The following is a 16,914-nucleotide window of genomic DNA, read 5'->3' on the forward strand; positions in this document are numbered from 1 at the left end:
CTTTACCTAGTTCCCCAGTGGGGGGCACAAGCCCGGACAGGACCGGATAGGGGAGGATGGCGAGTATGTCCAACCTTCCCACCGACGGCACGGCATTCGCGGCAAGTCCCCTCACGCGTGCCGTCCTCGAGATCGACGACTACACGGCGGGCTTCGGCTGGGACCAGCCGGTCCGGCTCTTCGCCCTGGTCGACACCGCCCGGCTGCGCACCCGGGAGCCGAAGTTGGCCTCCCAGCTCGGGCTGGGCGGCGCCGACGACCCGGCGACCTCGCCGCTGACACCCGTGGAGCAGCAGGAACTGCCCGACGACAAGGCGCTGGACGAGTTCCTGGCGACCGTGGCGTGGCCGCCGAGCGTCGCCGGGTGCGCGCTGTCGGTCGAGCGGCTGATGCTGCCGCCCGCCGCCGAGAGCGCGATCCCCGAGGGGCTGGACGGGCAGGCGCTCACCGACTGGGTGGCCGCCCATCCGGAGCGCCAGGAGGTCCGGATGACCGTGGCCGTCCTGCGCGACGGCAGCCGGGAGTGCGCGCTGCGGCTGCGTGAGAAGGACTCGGCGCGCGAGGTGCTCACCGGCGCGGACCTGGTGCCGGGGCTGGCCGCGGCGCTCGCGGCGACCCTGCAGGACTGAGAGGCTGTTGCCGCGCGGGCCCGTATCGGAGGGCCTGCGCGTACGACGGGAGGGGCGGCCGGACTCGGAGTCCGGCCGCCCCTCCCGTCGTGTCCTGCCGTGTCAGCTCTTCGCCGCCCGGCAGGTCTTCAGCTGGTCGGTGTCGCCCTCGCGGATGTCCGTCAGCGCGTCCAGCGCGTCGTCGATCGTCGCCACCTCCACGAGCGTCAGGCCCTCGGGGGGGTCGGCGGCGGCGGTGGCGCAGTTCTCCTTCGGGGTGAGGAAGAACTCCGCGCCCTGCTGGCGGGCGCCGATCGTCTTCAGGCCCACGCCGCCGATCGGGCCGACGTGCCCGCCGTCGTCGATCGTGCCCGTACCCGCGACGAACTTCCCACCCGTCAGGCTGCCCTTGGTGAGTTTGTCGACGATGCCGAGCGAGAACATCAGCCCGGCGCTGGGGCCGCCGACGTCGGCCAGCTTGATGTCGATCTCGAAGGGGAAGGCGTGGTCGGAGCCGGCCTGGATGCCGACCATGGCCCGCCGGGGGTCGTCGGGGGCCTTCATCGTCGTGATGGTGACGTCCTCGGCCCTGCCGGAAGGTTTCTTCCCGGCCTTCTTCGCCGCCTGGGCGCGCTTGGCGGGGATCACGGAGAAGGTGGTCTCCTCGCCCGGCTTGTGCTGGGTGACCAGCTTGGCGACGTCTCCCGGCTCGGCGACCGGCGTGCCGTCCACCGCGACGATGGCGTCCCCGGCGTGCAGTTCGCCCTCGGCGGGGCTGTCCTTGACGACGGTGCGCACGATGACCCAGGAGCGGACCGGGATGTCCAGCTCGCGCAGCGCCGCGACCTTGGCGCTCTCCTGCGAGGCGGTGAACTCCTCGGCGTTCTCCTGGTCGACTTCCTCGGCCGTCTTGTCCTGCGGGTAGAGGGTGTCGTGCGGGACGACCGCGTCGTTGCCGGAGAGCCAGCCCGCGACCGCCTCGACGAAGCTCATCCGGTAGTCCGCGCCCGTGACGCGGACCGTCGTCATGTTGAGGTTGCCCGTGGCGGGGTACGTCTTGCGGCCCTCGATCCGCAGCACCGGCTCGCCGTCGTGGTCGCCCAGGGTGTTGACCGTCGGGCCCGGGGACATCTCGGCGTAGGGCGAGGGGGCGAGTGCCAGGACGAAGACCATGACCATCAGGGTCAGCGTGGCGGCGAGCAGCGTCGCGGTGCGGCGTGGCATGGGGTCGACAGTACGGGACGCCTACGCGGCTCCGGAACGGGAGTGCGATCCGGAGTGCGTACGCTCCATGGCCTCCCGGAAACGCTCGTAGCCCTGCAGCTCGGCGCTGTCCCCGGTGGACTTGTTCCGCGTGGCCCAGCCCGCCCATATCGCCGCCGCCCCGGCGGACACCACGGGGATCACCAGCCATGCAATCGCGGCCATGTCGGCGCTCTCTCCCTCTCGTGCCTTCGCGTGCCTTCTCAGACCCCTGCGGGCCTTTGCGGACCTCTGCGGACCTCTGCGGCTCCGCTCGAAGCCGTCGGGGTCGCAGCCCCGTGCCCGCGGCTCCCGCCCCGGGTACGAAACCGTCCCTCAAGGCAACGCTCTGGCCTTGCCGGGGGTTACGCAACTCGTGTGCCGTCCGGCGCCGCGCCCCGCACCGTGCTTGACACCGCGCCCGTATCCGCCCCGGACGGTGCAGCTCAGCAGGCCCCGACCCACTCCTCGGTGCCGTCGGAGAACCTCTGGTGCTTCCAGATCGGCACCTCGTGCTTGAGGGTGTCGATCAGCTTGCGGCAGGCCTCGAACGCCTCCCCCCGGTGCGGGCAGGCCACGGCGGTGATGACCGCGATGTCCCCGATGCCCAGCTCGCCGACCCGGTGGACGGCGGCGAGCGCCCGTACGGGGTACTCGGCGGCGATCTTCTCCGCGATCCGGCGCAGCTCCGCCTCCGCCGAGGGGTGGCAGGAGTAGCCGAGGGCGTCCACGTCGGCGCCGCCGTCGTGGTTGCGTACGGTCCCGACGAAGAAGGCGGTGCCGCCGGCGGAGTCGTCCGCGACGGCCGCGTGGACCTCGTCGAGGGAGAGGGGCGTCTCGCGGATGGCGAGCAGCCGGATCGGGTCGGCCGCGGCCTGCTCACCGGGGTGGTCGGGTGTGTGTTCCATACCGCCCATCCTGCCCGACGGGCCGTGCGCGGGGCTCAGATCCTGCCCCGGCGGGCCCTGCGGATCTGGCGTACGGCGGCGGCCGTGCCGAGCAGGGCGACCGTGGCGCCCGCGGCCCCCGCGACCGTGGCGTCCTTGCGGCCGAGGCGGCGGCCGGCGACCGTGTGGTGGCCCGAGGTCTCCGCCAGCAGCGCGGCGAGCGCCTCCTCGTTCGTCCACTGCGGGCGCCAGCCCGCGTCGTGCAGCCGCGAGCCGCTGACCACCCAGGAGTGCATCGTGTACGCGAGGTCGCCGGCCGGGGAGGGGGTGAGCCCCAGGCGGTGCAGCCGGGCGGCGGCGCCCACGGCGACGGCGGAGGGCAGCTCCATGCGCCGGATGCCGCTCAGCTCCTCCACCTCCTCCTGCTCCAGCCAGCCCTCGCAGCCCACCGCCAGCTCCCCCTCCGCCTTGCCCAGGGCGGCGAACTCCAGCGCGGAGGCGAGGTCCGCCACGTGGCAGAACTGCCAGCACGGCCGCGAGCCCTTCACCACCAGCAGCCGGGGGGACTCGAAGTACCTGGTCAGCGGGGTGTCCACGCCGCCGACCAGGGCGGCGGGGCGCACCACCGTCACGTTGAGTCCGGGGTGGGCGCGGGGGGCGCGCTTGGCGAGGCGTTCGATCTCCAGCAGGTCGGCGACGCCGGTGGCGTCCTCCGTGGCGTTCAGCTCGGCGTCCTCCGAGAGCGGCACCGGGTTGTCGGGGAGGGCGCCGTAGACCATGGCGGAGGTGAGGAGGACCACCCGGTGCACGCCCGCGGCGGCGGCCGCGGTGAGCACCGTCTGCGTGCCGCGCACGTTGTACGCGGTACGGGCTACGGGGTCGGTCTCCAGGTTGACGTCGACGGCCAGGTGCACCACGACGTCCACGCCGGAGAGCTTCTCGGCGATCGCGGGGTCGCGTACGTCCATCACGTGCCACTGCGCCGCCTCGGTCTCCCCGCGGCGCTCGTCGAAGGCGACGAGCCGTCCGACCTCGTCGGACTCGGCCAGCCGGGCCGCGAGGAGGGCGCCGATCCCCGTCGCCGCGCCGGTGACGGCCACCACCGGGCCGTGGCGCCCCTCCGACCTGGGGGCGGCGGGCGCGGGGGTTTCGGCGGGGGTTTCGGCGAGGCCCGCGGGCTCGGCCGCTGCGGTGTCTCGGGGGGTTCGCGCTCCGCGAACGTTCGGTTCCGGGGAACTCACCGGGCGGCTCCAGCTGTTGTCTGCAGTAGGTCCACCCCATCCTGCCCCAGCCGCCCGGCCGGTGTGGGAGCCCCGGCGCTGTCCAAGGGGGCCGCTCGCCCCCGCGGGGCCGGGTTGTCCGAGGAAGCGCCTAGGCTGGATGTGTTGGAGGGCACAGCTGCCGGCCCTGGATCGACGGCGGCCTGACGAGCCGAGGACACCGTGAGTGACACCCCATTCGGATTCGGACTCCCTTCGGAGCCCGGTGACGACGACGAGGGCAAGAAGGACCAGGGGCCTGCTCAGAACCCCTTCGGTTTCGGCGGGGGCGCCGGCGACAATCCCTTCGCGGCGCTGTTCGGCATGGGCGGGATGCCGGGTATGCCCGGGCCGCCCGGCGGGGTCCCCGGCAACTTCAACCCGGCCGACCTCGGCGCCGCCTTCCAGCAGCTCGGCCAGATGCTGAGCTACGAGGGCGGGCCGGTCAACTGGGACATGGCCAAGCAGGTCGCCCGCCAGGCCGTCGCCCAGGGCACCCCGGACGGCGTCAAGGACGCGAGCGTCGGCGCCTCGGAGCGCCAGGCCGTCGAGGAGGCGCTGCGGCTGGCCGAGCTGTGGCTGGACGGCGCGACGGCGCTGCCCTCGGGCGCCGCCTCGACGGTGGCGTGGAGCCGCGCCGAGTGGGTGGAGGCCACGCTTCCGGTCTGGCGGGAGCTGGTGGACCCGGTGGCCGAGCGCGTCGGTACGGCGATGGGGAGCGTCCTGCCCGAGGAGATGCAGGCCATGGCGGGCCCGCTGATCGGCATGATGCGCTCGATGGGCGGCGCCATGTTCGGCCAGCAGATCGGGCAGGCCGTGGGGGTGCTCGCCGGCGAGGTCTTCGGCTCGACGGACGTCGGGCTGCCGCTGGGCCCAGCCGGCAAGGCGGCGCTGCTGCCCCTCAACGTACGGTCCTTCGGTGCGGGCCTGGGCCTGCCCGAGGAGGAGGTGCGGCTCTACCTGGCGCTGCGCGAGGCCGCCCACCAGCGGCTCTTCCAGCACGTGCCGTGGCTGCGGGCGCATCTCTTCGGTGCGGTCGAGGGCTACGCCCAGGGCATCAAGGTCGACACGGCCAAGCTGGAGGACCTGGTCGGCCAGCTCGACCCCTCGCGGCCCGAGGAGCTGCAGGACGCGCTGCAGCAGGGCATGTTCCAGCCGCAGGACACCCCCGAGCAGAAGGCCGCCCTGGCACGGCTGGAGACGGCGCTGGCGCTGGTCGAGGGCTGGGTGGACGCCGTGGTGCACGAGGCCGCCGCGTCCCGGCTGCCCTCGGCGGACGCGCTGCGCGAGGCGCTGCGCCGCCGCCGGGCGAGCGGTGGTCCGGCGGAGCAGACCTTCGCCACGCTGATCGGCATGGAGCTGCGGCCGCGCCGGCTGCGCGACGCCTCCCGGCTGTGGGCCTCACTGGCGGACGCCCGGGGCACGGACGGCCGCGACGCGCTGTGGGCGCACCCGGACATGCTGCCCACCGCGCATGACCTGGACGACCCCGACGGCTTCGTCCACAGTGAGCAGCCGGACTTCTCCGAGCTGGACAGGATGCTGGGCGCGGCGGCGAGCGGGACGGCCGAGGACACCGCGCCGCCGAAGGACACCGGCGCGGCAGGCGGCGGTGCGGCGCCGGAAGGTCCGGGCGCCGGCGAGGAGGAGCAGGGCAAGTGAGTCTGTACGACGACGCGATGCTGGTGCTGAAGGAGTACGCGGGCCAGCCGGAGCTGCGCGACGCCTACCTGGAGCATCTGGCGGACCATCCCGACGGCATGGGGAAGGGCTGCGGCGCCGGCCATCTGACGGCCAGCGCGCTGGTGGTCGACCCGGCCGGCGGGCGGGTGCTGCTCACGCTCCACCGCAAGCTGGAGATGTGGCTGCAGATGGGCGGCCACTGCGAGCCGGAGGACGCCACGCTGGAGGACGCCGCGCTGCGGGAGGGCTGGGAGGAGTCCGGCATCACGGGGCTGGTGCTGCTGGGCGGCGGCCCCGTCCGCCTCGACCGCCACCCGATCCCGGGCCCGTGCACGCAGCACTTCGACGTGCAGTACGCGGCGCTGGCCCCGGCGGGCGCCGAGCCGGAGATCAGCGACGAGTCGCTGGACCTGCGCTGGTTCTCCTACGACGAGGCGGAGCGCCTCGGAGACTCCTCCGTCGCCCTGCTGGTGCGGGCGGCGCGGGAGCGGCTGGGCGACTGACGTACGCCCGGACAGGGCGGATACGCACCGAGGGGCCCGCGTCGTCGGACGCGGGCCCCTCGGTGCGTACGGCCCAGCTCAGCGGTTGCTGAAGATGTTGCCCTGGTTGCCGCCGCGGGCGCCCTGCTGACCCAGGCCGAACTGCGCCGCCGCGCCCTGGCCCAGCACCGCGTGCTGCGGCGGGAGCTGCTCGCTGGGCTGGACCAGCGCGAAGCCGTGGCCCTGGAAGGACAGCTCCCAGCCCTCGCCCGTGTTGCCGCGCCGCCGCCAGACCCCCGAGGAGGAGGTCTGCGACTGCATCTGCACGCGCAGCGCGCTGGTCCAGGCGACGATGGCGTCGGCGTCCACGCTGACGTAGCGCTCCGGGGTCACCGAGAGCATCAGCGGCTTGCCGGAGGTCATCAGCACGACCTTGCCGCGCCCGGTGATCTCCAGGTTGAACTTCCCCGAGCCGGAGATGCCGTACTGGCTGTCCACGGCGACGACGTCCCAGTTCAGCCCGGAGTCCATCGCCAGCACGTAGGAGCTGTCCACCGTCATGCCGCCCGGGTCGACCTCGACCACGTGCAGGTGCTGGGCGAGGTTGGCCAGGTAGACGGTGCCCTGGCCCGAGCAGCGCATCAGCTCCAGGCTCTCGCCGGCCATCCGCTGGCGCGAGCGGCGGGCGTTGCCCTGGTACTCGCCGTCGAAGTCGATCATTCCCTGGTAGGCGACCATGGAGCCCTTGCGGGCCAACAGGTCGCTCTGCCCGTCGAGATGGCAGCGCAGCAGCTGCGCGTTCTGCAGGGCGTAGCGCTCCTGCGACTGGTTCTCGACGTGTGCGAAAAGCGGACTCTGCATGTCTTCCCTCTCCCCCTCAGCCCCGGACCCGCAGGCGGTCGGTCGAGTCCTCGCTCGGCTGTACGACCACGAAACCGCGGCCGGAGAAGCCGATCTGGAACGCCTCGCCGCTGCCGCGTCCGATGAGCGCGCCCATCTTGACGGTCTTCTTCGCCTTCACCTTCAGGTCCGTGGACCAGGCGACCAGGGCGTCCGGGTCGACGTAGGTCTCGTCGTCGCCGCGGCTGGAGCAGTCCACGACGATCGGCGTGCCGCGCGAGGTGATCGCCACCCAGCCGGTGCCGGCGATCTGGACGTTCCACAGGCCCTGGCCGGCGAAGCGCGCCAGGCCCTTGACCTTCTCCACGCCGAACTGCAGGTGGGCGTCGAAGGCGAGGAGGTTGGTGCCGTTGACGGAGACCGCCTCGTTGTTGAGGTTGAGGCAGACGACGTCCGCACCGTAGTCGGCGAGGTAGAGCACGCCGTCGCCGCTGCACTTCATCAGCGGGGCGCCCTCGCCGGTCAGCCACTGGGCGGCTGCCTGGCGCAGGGCCGGCGGGTTGGGCTCGTACTGGACGAAGCCCTCGTAGGCGACCATCGAGCCGGCGCGGGCGTAGAGGTCGGCGCCGGTCTGGAGCACGGTCTTCAGCATGGCGCTGCCGTGGTTCTCCATCCGGGCGGTGATCGGGGTCGGGGCGTAGCCCGCGATGAGTTGCTGGTCCACGGCGGGCTCCTCTAGACCTCGTACGGCTGGACGACGATGAAGTTGCCGGGGGCGCCCCGGAACTGGAGGTTGACCGTCTCCCCGCTGTGGCCGGGGTAGGCGGTGCGGCGCAGGCGGACCTGGCTGGAGAGGACGACCTGGGCGGCGGCCGACCAGGCGACGATGGCGTTGCTGTCGCTGTAGGTGGTGGGGGTGACGGGGAGGACCACGGGGGTGCCGTGGGTCTTGACGATCACCGTGCCCGTACCGGAGAACTGCATGGTGAACAGGGCCCCGCCGGGGATGCCGTGGCCCTCGACGCGCTTGACCTCGTACTGGAGGGTCTCGTCGAAGGCCAGGACGTTCTCCGCGGAGACGCAGATGGCGTCGCCCTGGAGTTCGATGGGGTGGAGGTAGGAGGCGTTGTCCGCGAAGAAGATCTGGCCGCGGCCCGTGCAGCGCATGAGCTGCATCTCCTGGCCGGTGGCGTTCTGCGTGACGCGGCCGATGACGCCGGAGGACTTGTAGCCGAACTCGACCTTGCCCTGGTAGAGCACCATGCTGCCCTGGCGGGCCAGCACGCCCTGGTTCTGGCCCATGCCGATGTCGGCGCGGACCAGCTTGGCGTTCTGCAGCGCCCAGCGCTGGCCGGTCGGGGTCTCGCGGTAGGGCTCCATGGCCTTGGCGAGGCCGAGGGGGGCCGCCTGCGGGACGGCGTAGGCGCCGGGCTGGCCCGGCTGGGGGGCGCCGCCGGGGGGCGGGCCGCCGAAGGGGTTGGGGAGGGCGCCGCCGACCGCGGGGGCGGGCGGGGCTCCGGGCGGCGCGAACTGGCCCGGGGCGCCGCCGGGCGGGCCGAACTGGCCCGGCGGGGCGGGCGGGGCTCCCGGGGGCGCGAACTGGCCGGGGGGTGCCTGGGGCGGTACGGGCGCCGGGGGCGGGGTGAAGGCGGGGGCTGGGGCCTGCGGCGGGGCGCCGAAGGCCGGGGCCGGGGCGGGCGGTTGGGCCGGGGCGCCGAAGGCCGGGGCCGGGGCGGCGGGTGCGCCGAAGGCGGGCGCGGGGGCCGCCGGGGCCGGGGGCGGGGCGAAGCCGGGGGTCTGCCCGGCCGGCTGGGCGGGCTGCTGCTCCTCCAGCACCTCGCCGCCGAAGTTCTTCAGCAGCGCGTCCAGGCCGCCGTCGAAGCCCTGGCCGATGGCGGCGAAGCGCCAGCCGTCCTTGAAGTAGAGGTCGCCGATCATGACGGCCCGCTCCGTGCTGAACTCCGAGCCGTCGAAGGCGTAGCGCGCCACCTCCTCGCCGCCCGCCACGATCCGCAGATAGCCGGGGGCGACCTGGGACATCGTCCCGGCGCCGTCGATCGTCGCGGTGAAGGAGAGGCGGCGGATCGCGTCCGGGACCCGGTCGAGGGTGACGCGGAAGGACTGGGTGTCGCCCGACTGCGGGCCGAGCTGCTGGATGGACTCCTCCGGCGACTTCGGCTGGTTGAAGAAGACGAAGTAGCGGTCGTCCGAGAGCTGCTCGTTCGCGTCGAGGCCGAAGCAGCTGATGTCGAACGAGAATCCGGGGCCGGCGATCTGCACACCGATGTACAGATCCGTCCCTGCCGTCAGGTCACTGATCCTGGCCTTGTGGCCACGCTGGAATTGCCTGCTCATGCCGAACGACCGTCCCCCTCCGGGCTTGCAATCCGTTGGTCTGCCGCGTGCGCCGGGCCGCACTCCTGTACCCGTGCTGCCCCCCGGCCCCGCGTCGGTCAGCCTAACCCTTGTCCGACTGGCCGGGAATGAACGGCAGCGATTCGATCGCGACGACACCCTCCAGGTAGCCGCGGGCCCGCTCGGTCTTGGGGTAGACCTCCAGCAGCTTCCAGAAGCGGGGGCCGTGGCCGGGGACGAGCAGGTGGGCCAGCTCGTGCAGCAGTACGTAGTCCACGACGTACTCCGGCATTCCCTTGAGCCGGTGCGAGAGGCGGATGGTGCCCTCGTCGGGGGTGCACGAGCCCCAGCGGGTGTTCTGGTTGGTCACCCAGCGCACGGTGGTGGGCTGCGGACCGCCGCCCAGATACTGCGCGGAGAGCTGCCGGGCGCGGGCGGCCAGCTCGGAGTCGCCGGGCATCCGCCGGCGCTCCTGGGCCTGCAGCCTGCCGAGCATCACCTCGACCCAGCGCCGCTCCTCCGCCTCGCTCATCCGGGCGGGGATCAGGACCACGGTGCGGTCCCCGTCGCGGTACGCCGAGACGGTCCTGCGCCTGCGCGCGCTGCGCCGGACCTCCACCGCGCTCGCGGTCTTCGGTCCTGCGGCGCTGTGCTGATGGTCGGCAGGCACGTCTCGACGTTACCTCTTCCCGCAGGTGAAAGTCCCGGCCAGAGGCCAGATCGCGGCCCTCGCGCACACGATCCGCGCATCCGCTCCACCGACGTTGGGGGCAATAGGGGGATGAATCACCTTCCGATGCGCGGTGGTTGACGAAAACCTCCGGCCAACCCGCACCGGGCCAGGCGGCCCCGACGGGCCCGGCCGCCCGCCGCACGGGGGTCCGATCGTCGGGGGCCACCCATTGACACCTCATCTTGAACACGTTCAAGATGAGGCTGGACGCCGGGATGGGAGGCACATCCTCCGCTCTGCGCGTTGAGTTGTACGACCAATGACCCGGCCCTGTGGGTAACTCACGGCCCGGTCGCGGCCGGCGGTGCAGAGTGTTGCCCGCGAGGGGCGTTCGCCACTCGCTGAGTCGGACGGGTGCGCCGAGGCGTGCCCGGGACGGACGGGGGAGCCATGGGTGAGGTTCGGAAGGCGGCACGGGCGGTGTGCTCCGACGCGGGCGGGCGGGAGCGGCGCGGCGGGGGCGTCGAGCCGCACCCCATGCTGCGGCCCGCGCTGCGCAGGGCCTGGCGGTCGGGGCAGACCGTCCAGTTCGGTGTCACGCGCGCCACGGCGGTGACCTTCGGCCCGCTCGATCCGGACACGGGGATACTGCTCGACCGGCTCACCGGCGCCCGCGGTCTCTCGCTGGTCCGCCAGGAGGCGGCGGCGCTGGGGCTGCGGGAGGGAGCGGCCGACCAGTTGCTCTCCGCCCTCGCCGGGGCCGGCCTGCTCATGGATGCCACCGGCGGAGGTCCGGGCGCGGCCCGGCTGCGGGAGCGGGCCGGCGCGCTGGACCGGCTGCGGCCGGATCTCGCCTCGCTCTCCGTGCTGCATCCGGACGCCTGCGGGGGTCTGGAGCGGCTGGCCGCGCGGCGTGCGCTGCAGGTGCAGGTGCGCGGGGCGGGGCGGGTGGGGGCGGCCGTGGCCGCACTGCTGTCGGCCGCGGGCGTGGGGCGGGTGGAGGTGCGCGACGGCGGCTGTGTGGAGCCCTGGGACGTGGGGCCCGGCGGCCATGCGCCGCAGCAGGTGGGCGAGCGGCGGGAGGTCTCCGCCCGGCGCGCGGTCCGCGCCGCCGCCCCGGAGCCGCCGGGCGCGGGGCGCCCGGCGGGCGAGCGCGCGACGGCTGCGGCGGGTCCCGCGCTGGTGGTGCTCGCGCCGCGCGACGGCTTCGCCGCCTACGCCCCCGATCCGGACGCCGCCGCCGAGCTGATGGCGGCGGGGGTTCCCCATCTGTACGCGGGGGTGCTGGAGGCGACGGGGGTGGTGGGGCCGCTGGTCCTCCCCGGTGGGACGGCCTGCGCGGGCTGCCTGGCGGCGGCGCGCGCGGCGGAGGAGCCCGAATGGCCCCGGCTGCTGGCCCAGTGGCGCTCGGGGGGCCGGCGGCAGGGCGTGCAGTCCTGCGACGTGGCGCTGGCGGCGCTGGTGGCGGGGCTCACCGCGAGTCATGTACTCACGTATCTGGACGGGGGGTTGCCGCCGGTGACCGGAGCCCGCCTGGAGCTGGCGCTGCCGGGTCTCGATCCGGAGGTGGGCAGACTGGAGCCGTTCCCGGGGTGTGGTTGCGGGGCGGTGGGGACAGCGCTGCCGGCAAGGGTGCCGGCAGCGGTTTCGACAACGGCCGGGTCCGTCGGAGCCGGACAGGAAGCTGGAGGGGCACGTGTCTGATCTTCCTCGCAAGGCTGTGACGCGGACGGCCAAGCTCGCGACGCTGCCGCTGAGTTTCGCCGGACGCTCGGCCTGGGGCCTGGGCAGGCGCATCGGCGGACGCTCGGCCGAGATCGTGGCCCGGGAGCTGCAGCAGCGCACGGCGGAGCAGTTGTTCCGGGTGCTGGGTGAACTGAAGGGGGGCGCGATGAAGTTCGGGCAGGCGCTCTCGGTCTTCGAGTCCGCGCTGCCGGAGGACGTCGCCGGGCCCTACCGCGCGGCGCTGACGAAGCTGCAGGAGGCCGCGCCCCCGATGCCGGTGCGCTCCGTGCACGGGGCGCTGGCCGAGCGGCTGGGCGAGGACTGGCGCGACCTCTTCCTCTCCTTCGACGACACCCCGGCCGCGGCGGCGTCCATCGGCCAGGTCCACCGGGCCGTCTGGCACGACGGGCGGGAGGTGGCGGTGAAGGTGCAGTACCCGGGGGCCGGGGAGGCCCTGCTGAGCGATCTGGCCCAACTGGCGCGCTTCTCGCGGCTGCTGGGGCCGCTCATCCCCGGGATGGACGTCAAGCCGCTCATCGACGAGCTGCGCGACCGGGTCTCGGAGGAGCTGGACTACGCGCTGGAGGCGCAGGCGCAGAAGGCGTACGCGGCCGAGTTCGCGGACGATCCGGACGTGTTCGTGCCGGACGTGGTGCATCAGGCGGATCAGGTGCTGGTGACCGAGTGGATGGACGGGGTCCCGCTGGCCTCGCTCATATCGGACGGCAGCCAGGAGGAGCGCGACCGGGTGGGGCAGCTCCTGGCCCGCTTCCTCTTCGCCGGGACCGCCCGCACGGGACTGCTGCACGCGGATCCGCATCCGGGGAACTTCCGGCTGATCAAGGAGGGTCCGCCCGAGGAGTGGCGGCTGGGCGTGATGGACTTCGGCACGGTCGACCGGCTGCCGGAGGGGCTGCCGCAGACGATCGGCGAGTCCCTGCGGCTCACCCTGGCGGGCGAGGCGCAGGAGGTCTACGACACCTTGCGCGCGGAGGGCTTCGTCAAGCCGACGATCACGCTGGACCCGGACGCGGTGCTGGAGTACCTGGAGCCGATCATCGAGCCGGCGGCGGTGGCGGAGTTCACCTTCACCCGCGGCTGGATGCGTACGCAGGCGGCCCGGATAGCCGATCCCCGCTCCCCCGCCCACCAGTTGGGCAAGCAGTTGAACCTGCCGCCCTCGTATCTGCTGATCCACCGGGTGACGCTCTCCACGATCGGGGTGCTGTGCCAGCTCGGCGCGACGGTCCGGATGCGCGAGGAGCTGGCCGCGTGGCTCCCGGGCTTCGCCGACCCCGAGGTGGAGGACCTGGCCGACGCGACGGTTTGACGGCCGGCTCCTCCGCCTCGGAGTCGGGTCGCAGTCGGGTGCGCCACGTGCGAAGGGGGTCCTCCCGGTGACCGGGAGGACCCCCTTGAGGGTGGTGCGGCGGGTCGCGGGCCGCGCTACGAGCGGTGCGGCGGCGGGGGCCTCGACCCGGTGGGCGTACCGGTCAGTTCATGACCGCCATCGCCAGCGCGCGGCGGGCTCGCATCTGGGTGCGCTCCGCGCGGCGCTGCAGCCGTCGGGCGGCCACCAGCGCCAGCGCCCGGCGCTCGTTCTCGGCTTCGCGCCTGCGCTCGCAATATTGGGCACGGGCGAGCGCTTCTGGCATGAGTTGCATTTCCAGCTTCCTGTTCTGGCGCTCGTCAAAGGCGCCGGCTTCGGGTCGTGCGATCAGGGAGAGAGGGGACGGGTTCATCGAGGGGACCTGCTTTTCGGGATCGTGCGCGAGGGGACGGGAGATGGTGCCGGGGGTGTTCATGCCGCGACCGGGTTCTTCCGCGGACGCCCGCGGGGCCGCTTGCGGGCCACGACGACGCCCTGGATGAAGAGTTCGCCGCCCCAGACGCCCCACGGCTCACGCCGCTCCTTGGCGCCGGTGAGGCAGGCCTCGCGTACGGGGCAGGTCTGGCAGAGGGCCTTGGCGTACTCGACGTCCGCCGGGGACTCCGCGAAGAAGACCTCGGGGTCGTAGGTCCGGCAGGGGACGAGTTCGCCGAGGCTCTCGATGCGCTCGTCGAGCTCGGTCAGTGCGGTCAGCGTGGTCGGCTGGGTCAAGGGGACCTCCAGGTCCGGGTGGTGCTGTGGGGTGTCAGCGGGGGGGAGGTAGGGAGCGTGTACTGGGGTGGACACGTTGTGCCTTCCGTTCGGTGGTTCTTCTGACGGGTGGAGCGGTGTGCTGGCAAACAAAAGGGCCGCGGATCCCGGTCGGGGTCCGCGGCCCTGGAAGGTGCCGTCTCGATCGTGTCGATCAAGATGGTTCCTGCCAGGGTTCAGGGCCGCGGTTGGCCCGCATCTTGCGGTGCTGCTCATTGCCGGCATCCGTCGGAATGACGGCGCCGAAGCCGTCGAAGACCCACGTCTGCTCCTGGAGGCCGGCACCCGCGATGACGCCGGCATAGGCCTGCTCGGCCTTCACCTGCGCTGCCACGAGTGCCCCGGTCGGTCGTGCTACGACGGCCGAACCGAAGGCGCTGCCCAGCACGCGGGCGCCACGGGAACCGGACACACCGGTCCCGCGAAGTCCACGCTCGGACGCGGCGAGCAGGCAGGAGGCGGTCATGGGACGACCAGCCAGTTTGTTGACCAGGATCTTCACGGAACTCGCCTCCTCTCGGCGTCTCGGTGCGGCGAAAGTCGCCGCGGGCAGCTATCAGTACAGCACGGAAGCTTCGGTTCGGGAACCGCTTGCTTCCGTGCTCGGAAGGCTATGAGCCTTCCCAGGGGCAGCGCAAACTATTTACGGGGTTATTTTGGCTCAACCCTCGTCGCCGGAGCCCCCACAGGGCTCCTGACCTGCACAGATGGCGAGTACATCGGCGCCAAATCTGTTCAGTTTTCTCGCCCCCACGCCCGAAATAGCGGACAATTCGGACGAATTGCCTGGAGTTGCTTCGGCGATGGCCAGCAGGGTCTTGTCCGTGAAGACGCAGTAGGCCGGCTGACCGATCGAGCGGGCCTGCTCCGCACGCCACTCGTGGAGCCGCTCGTGGAGCGCCTCGTCCAGCTCGCCGGGGCAGTCCTCGCACCGCATCAGCTTGATCTCACCGGCCCGCGTCAGCGTCTTGCGGCAGACCCGGCAGCGCCCCAGGGTGCGCGGCCCGGTCCACAGCAGCCCGCTCTCCCGCCGCGACGACCCCCCGCCCCCGCCGGGCGGCGTGCCGCCGCCCCACTCGACGCCGCCGCCCCACTCGTCCCCGCCGGACCGGCCCCGCCCCGCCCGGCCGCCGCTGCCGGGCCTGAGGCCGTCCAGGAAGGACGAGGGGAGGCGGGGGCGCCCGCCCGGCGAGCGCGCCAGCGACCAGGACAGGCACAGGTGCGCGCGCGCCCGCGTCACACCGACGTAGAGCAGCCGGCGCTCCTCCTCCACCTGGTCGGCCGTTTTGGCGTAGGCGATGGGCAGCATGCCCTCGGTGAGGCCCACCAGGAACACCGCGTCCCACTCCAGGCCCTTGGCCGCGTGCAGCGAGGCCAGCGTGACGCCGTCCACCGTCGGCGCGTGCTGCGCCTGGGCGCGGGCGTCCAGCTCGGCGACCAGGTCGCCGAGCGTCGCGCCGGGCTTCGCCCGGCCGAAGTCCTCCGCCAGCCGCACCAGCGCCGCCAGCGACTCCCAGCGGTCGCGCGCCGCCCCCGAGCCGGCCGGGGCCTGCGGATGCCACCCCTTGGTGCCCAGCACCGCCCGCACCTGGGAGGCGAGGTCTCCCGCGTCGTCCAGCAGCGCGTCGTTGCCGCCGGCGCGGGCGGCGCCGCGCAGGGCGGTCTCCGCCTCGCGGACCTCGGGGCGCTCGAAGAAGCGCTCGGCGCCGCGGAGTTGGTAGGGGATGCCGCGGTCGGCGAGGGCCTGCTCGTAGACCTCGGACTGGGCGTTGATCCGGTAGAGCACGGCGATCTGGCCGGCGGGGACGCCGCTGTCGATCAGCTTGCCGATCCGCCGGGCGGCGCCCTCGGCCTCCGCGGGCTCGTCCGCGTACTCCACGTACTGCGGGGAGGGGCCGTTCGGGCGCTGGGAGACCAGCTCCAGTCTGTTCTCCGCGGCCCTGCCGTGCGCGCGGTCGAGCAGGCCGTTGGCGAGCCGGACCACCTGCGGTGTGGAGCGGTAGTCGCGCACCAGCTTGACCACCGTGGCGTGCGGATAGCGGCGGCGGAAGTCGAGCAGGTGGTCGGAGGTGGCGCCGGTGAAGGAGTAGACGGTCTGGCTGGCGTCGCCGACCACGCACAGTCCGTCCCGGCCGCCCAGCCACAGCTCCAGCAGGCGCTGCTGGAGGGGGCTGACGTCCTGGTACTCGTCGACCACGAAGTGCTGGTACTGCTGGTGGACCTGCTCGGCGATGTCCGACCGGGCCTGCAGGACGCCCACCGTCAGCAGCAGCACGTCCTCGAAGTCGATCACTCCGCGCTCCGACTTGTGCCGCTCGTAGGCGCGGTAGATCCCCGCCAGCTCGGCGGCGTCGCGCGGCAGCAGGCGCCCGGCCGCGGCCGCGGCGGCCGGATAGTCGTCCGGGGCGGTCTGGGTGACCTTGGCCCACTCGATCTCGCTCGCCGTGTCCCGCAGCTCGCCGCGCTCCAGCTTGACGCCGGCCCGCGCCGCCGCCTCCGCGACCAGCTGGATCTTGCGCTCGACCAGCCGGGGCAGCTCGCCGCCCACCGCCTTGGGCCAGAAGAACTGCAGCTGGCGCAGGGCGGCCGAGTGGAAGGTCCGCGCCTGCACCCCCTCCGCGCCCAGAGCGCGCAGCCGGCCGCGCAGCTCGCCCGCCGCCCGGTTGGTGAACGTCACCGCCAGCACGCTGGAGGGCTGCAGGATGCCGGCCCGCACCCCGTAGGCGATGCGGTGGGTGATGGCGCGGGTCTTGCCCGTCCCCGCGCCCGCCAGCACGCAGACCGGCCCGTGCAGGGACGTCGCGACCTCCCGCTGCTCCGGGTCCAGTCCTTCGAGCACGGCGTCGGGCGACTCGGGGACGGACGGGAACTGCGAGAAGAGCGAGGGGCCGGAGGCGTGGGGTACTGCTGTCACCCCGCCATGCTGCCAGGTCGGGGGAGGCGCCCGGGACCCGTTGTCCACAGGCCGCGGCGTTCGTACGACCAATGCCCGCCGCGGCCCTGGCAATTGCCTGGCCGCG

Annotated in this window: 17 protein-coding genes; 5 read left to right on the forward strand and 12 right to left on the reverse strand. The window is 73.4% G+C overall.

Annotation, left to right across the window (positions count from 1 at the left end; all coding sequences use genetic code 11):
- The first annotated feature begins 65 nt into the window (after positions 1 to 65).
- Positions 66 to 629 (forward strand): PPA1309 family protein, encoded by a 564-nt coding sequence (locus ACFQLX_RS16730; RefSeq protein ID WP_386415881.1) that lies wholly within the window; start codon positions 66 to 68, stop codon positions 627 to 629.
- Between the two features lie 102 nt (positions 630 to 731).
- Here the strand turns inward: ACFQLX_RS16730 and ACFQLX_RS16735 are convergent, their stop codons facing one another.
- The 4 genes from ACFQLX_RS16735 to ACFQLX_RS16750 form a co-directional block, all read right to left on the reverse strand.
- Positions 732 to 1,832, reverse strand: coding sequence for a YlbL family protein (locus ACFQLX_RS16735; protein ID WP_386415884.1), 1,101 nt, complete (start codon positions 1,830 to 1,832; stop codon positions 732 to 734).
- A 21-nt stretch (positions 1,833 to 1,853) separates the two neighbouring features.
- The gene (locus tag ACFQLX_RS16740) at positions 1,854 to 2,036 is read right to left on the reverse strand and encodes a hypothetical protein (protein ID WP_386415886.1); all 183 of its coding nucleotides are present in this window, start codon (positions 2,034 to 2,036) and stop codon (positions 1,854 to 1,856) included.
- A 260-nt stretch (positions 2,037 to 2,296) separates the two neighbouring features.
- A complete protein-coding gene (locus tag ACFQLX_RS16745) occupies positions 2,297 to 2,758 on the reverse strand; it encodes a molybdenum cofactor biosynthesis protein MoaE (protein WP_386415887.1) in 462 nt (153 codons plus the stop codon).
- A 35-nt stretch (positions 2,759 to 2,793) separates the two neighbouring features.
- Positions 2,794 to 3,978 carry an NAD-dependent epimerase/dehydratase family protein gene (locus ACFQLX_RS16750; protein WP_386415888.1) on the reverse strand — a complete coding sequence of 395 codons (1,185 nt, stop codon included), beginning with the start codon at positions 3,976 to 3,978 and terminating at the stop codon, positions 2,794 to 2,796.
- Positions 3,979 to 4,179: 201 nt separating this feature from the next.
- Here ACFQLX_RS16750 and ACFQLX_RS16755 point away from each other — a divergent pair, with 201 nt between their 5' ends.
- Together ACFQLX_RS16755 and ACFQLX_RS16760 are read left to right on the forward strand one after the other, a co-directional pair.
- Positions 4,180 to 5,658, forward strand: coding sequence for a zinc-dependent metalloprotease (locus ACFQLX_RS16755; protein WP_386415891.1), 1,479 nt, complete (start codon positions 4,180 to 4,182; stop codon positions 5,656 to 5,658).
- Complete coding sequence (locus ACFQLX_RS16760; protein ID WP_386415893.1) at positions 5,655 to 6,182, forward strand: NUDIX hydrolase; 528 nt, start codon at positions 5,655 to 5,657, stop codon at positions 6,180 to 6,182. The genes ACFQLX_RS16755 and ACFQLX_RS16760 overlap by 4 nt, the downstream gene beginning before the upstream one ends.
- 78 nt (positions 6,183 to 6,260) lie before the next feature.
- On the opposite strand, the gene ACFQLX_RS16765 is transcribed toward ACFQLX_RS16760, so the two are convergent.
- The 4 genes from ACFQLX_RS16765 to ACFQLX_RS16780 form a co-directional block, all read right to left on the reverse strand.
- The gene (locus ACFQLX_RS16765) at positions 6,261 to 7,022 is read right to left on the reverse strand and encodes an AIM24 family protein (protein ID WP_386415895.1); all 762 of its coding nucleotides are present in this window, start codon (positions 7,020 to 7,022) and stop codon (positions 6,261 to 6,263) included.
- A gap of 16 nt (positions 7,023 to 7,038) precedes the next feature.
- The gene (locus ACFQLX_RS16770; protein ID WP_386415897.1) at positions 7,039 to 7,725 is read right to left on the reverse strand and encodes an AIM24 family protein; all 687 of its coding nucleotides are present in this window, start codon (positions 7,723 to 7,725) and stop codon (positions 7,039 to 7,041) included.
- A gap of 11 nt (positions 7,726 to 7,736) precedes the next feature.
- On the reverse strand, positions 7,737 to 9,356 hold the full coding sequence (locus tag ACFQLX_RS16775; protein WP_386415899.1) for a TerD family protein: 1,620 nt from the start codon (positions 9,354 to 9,356) through the stop codon (positions 7,737 to 7,739).
- 103 nt (positions 9,357 to 9,459) lie between these two features.
- Positions 9,460 to 10,026: a M48 metallopeptidase family protein gene (locus ACFQLX_RS16780; protein ID WP_386415901.1), complete on the reverse strand. Its 567-nt coding sequence runs from the start codon at positions 10,024 to 10,026 to the stop codon at positions 9,460 to 9,462.
- Positions 10,027 to 10,566: 540 nt separating this feature from the next.
- Here ACFQLX_RS16780 and ACFQLX_RS16785 point away from each other — a divergent pair.
- Positions 10,567 to 11,733: a ThiF family adenylyltransferase gene (locus ACFQLX_RS16785; RefSeq protein ID WP_386416018.1), complete on the forward strand. Its 1,167-nt coding sequence runs from the start codon at positions 10,567 to 10,569 to the stop codon at positions 11,731 to 11,733.
- A complete protein-coding gene (locus ACFQLX_RS16790; protein WP_386415903.1) occupies positions 11,726 to 13,084 on the forward strand; it encodes an ABC1 kinase family protein in 1,359 nt (452 codons plus the stop codon). Before ACFQLX_RS16785 ends, ACFQLX_RS16790 begins: the two co-directional genes overlap by 8 nt.
- Before the next feature lie 163 nt (positions 13,085 to 13,247).
- Here the strand turns inward: ACFQLX_RS16790 and ACFQLX_RS16795 are convergent, their stop codons facing one another.
- The 4 genes from ACFQLX_RS16795 to ACFQLX_RS16810 all read right to left on the reverse strand — a co-directional run bounded on the left by ACFQLX_RS16795 (position 13,248) and on the right by ACFQLX_RS16810 (position 16,808).
- A complete protein-coding gene (locus ACFQLX_RS16795) occupies positions 13,248 to 13,559 on the reverse strand; it encodes a hypothetical protein (RefSeq protein WP_386415906.1) in 312 nt (103 codons plus the stop codon).
- The gene (locus ACFQLX_RS16800; RefSeq protein WP_386415908.1) at positions 13,556 to 13,930 is read right to left on the reverse strand and encodes a WhiB family transcriptional regulator; all 375 of its coding nucleotides are present in this window, start codon (positions 13,928 to 13,930) and stop codon (positions 13,556 to 13,558) included. Before ACFQLX_RS16800 ends, ACFQLX_RS16795 begins: the two co-directional genes overlap by 4 nt.
- 118 nt (positions 13,931 to 14,048) lie before the next feature.
- Entirely contained in the window at positions 14,049 to 14,396 is a 348-nt protein-coding gene (locus tag ACFQLX_RS16805) for a hypothetical protein (RefSeq protein WP_386415910.1), read from the reverse strand.
- A gap of 159 nt (positions 14,397 to 14,555) precedes the next feature.
- The gene (locus tag ACFQLX_RS16810; RefSeq protein WP_386415912.1) at positions 14,556 to 16,808 is read right to left on the reverse strand and encodes an ATP-dependent DNA helicase UvrD2; all 2,253 of its coding nucleotides are present in this window, start codon (positions 16,806 to 16,808) and stop codon (positions 14,556 to 14,558) included.
- Positions 16,809 to 16,914 lie beyond the last annotated feature (106 nt).

Origin of the sequence: Streptomyces polyrhachis (assembly GCF_042663125.1) — a bacterium.
Lineage (GTDB): Bacteria > Actinomycetota > Actinomycetes > Streptomycetales > Streptomycetaceae > Streptomyces > Streptomyces polyrhachii.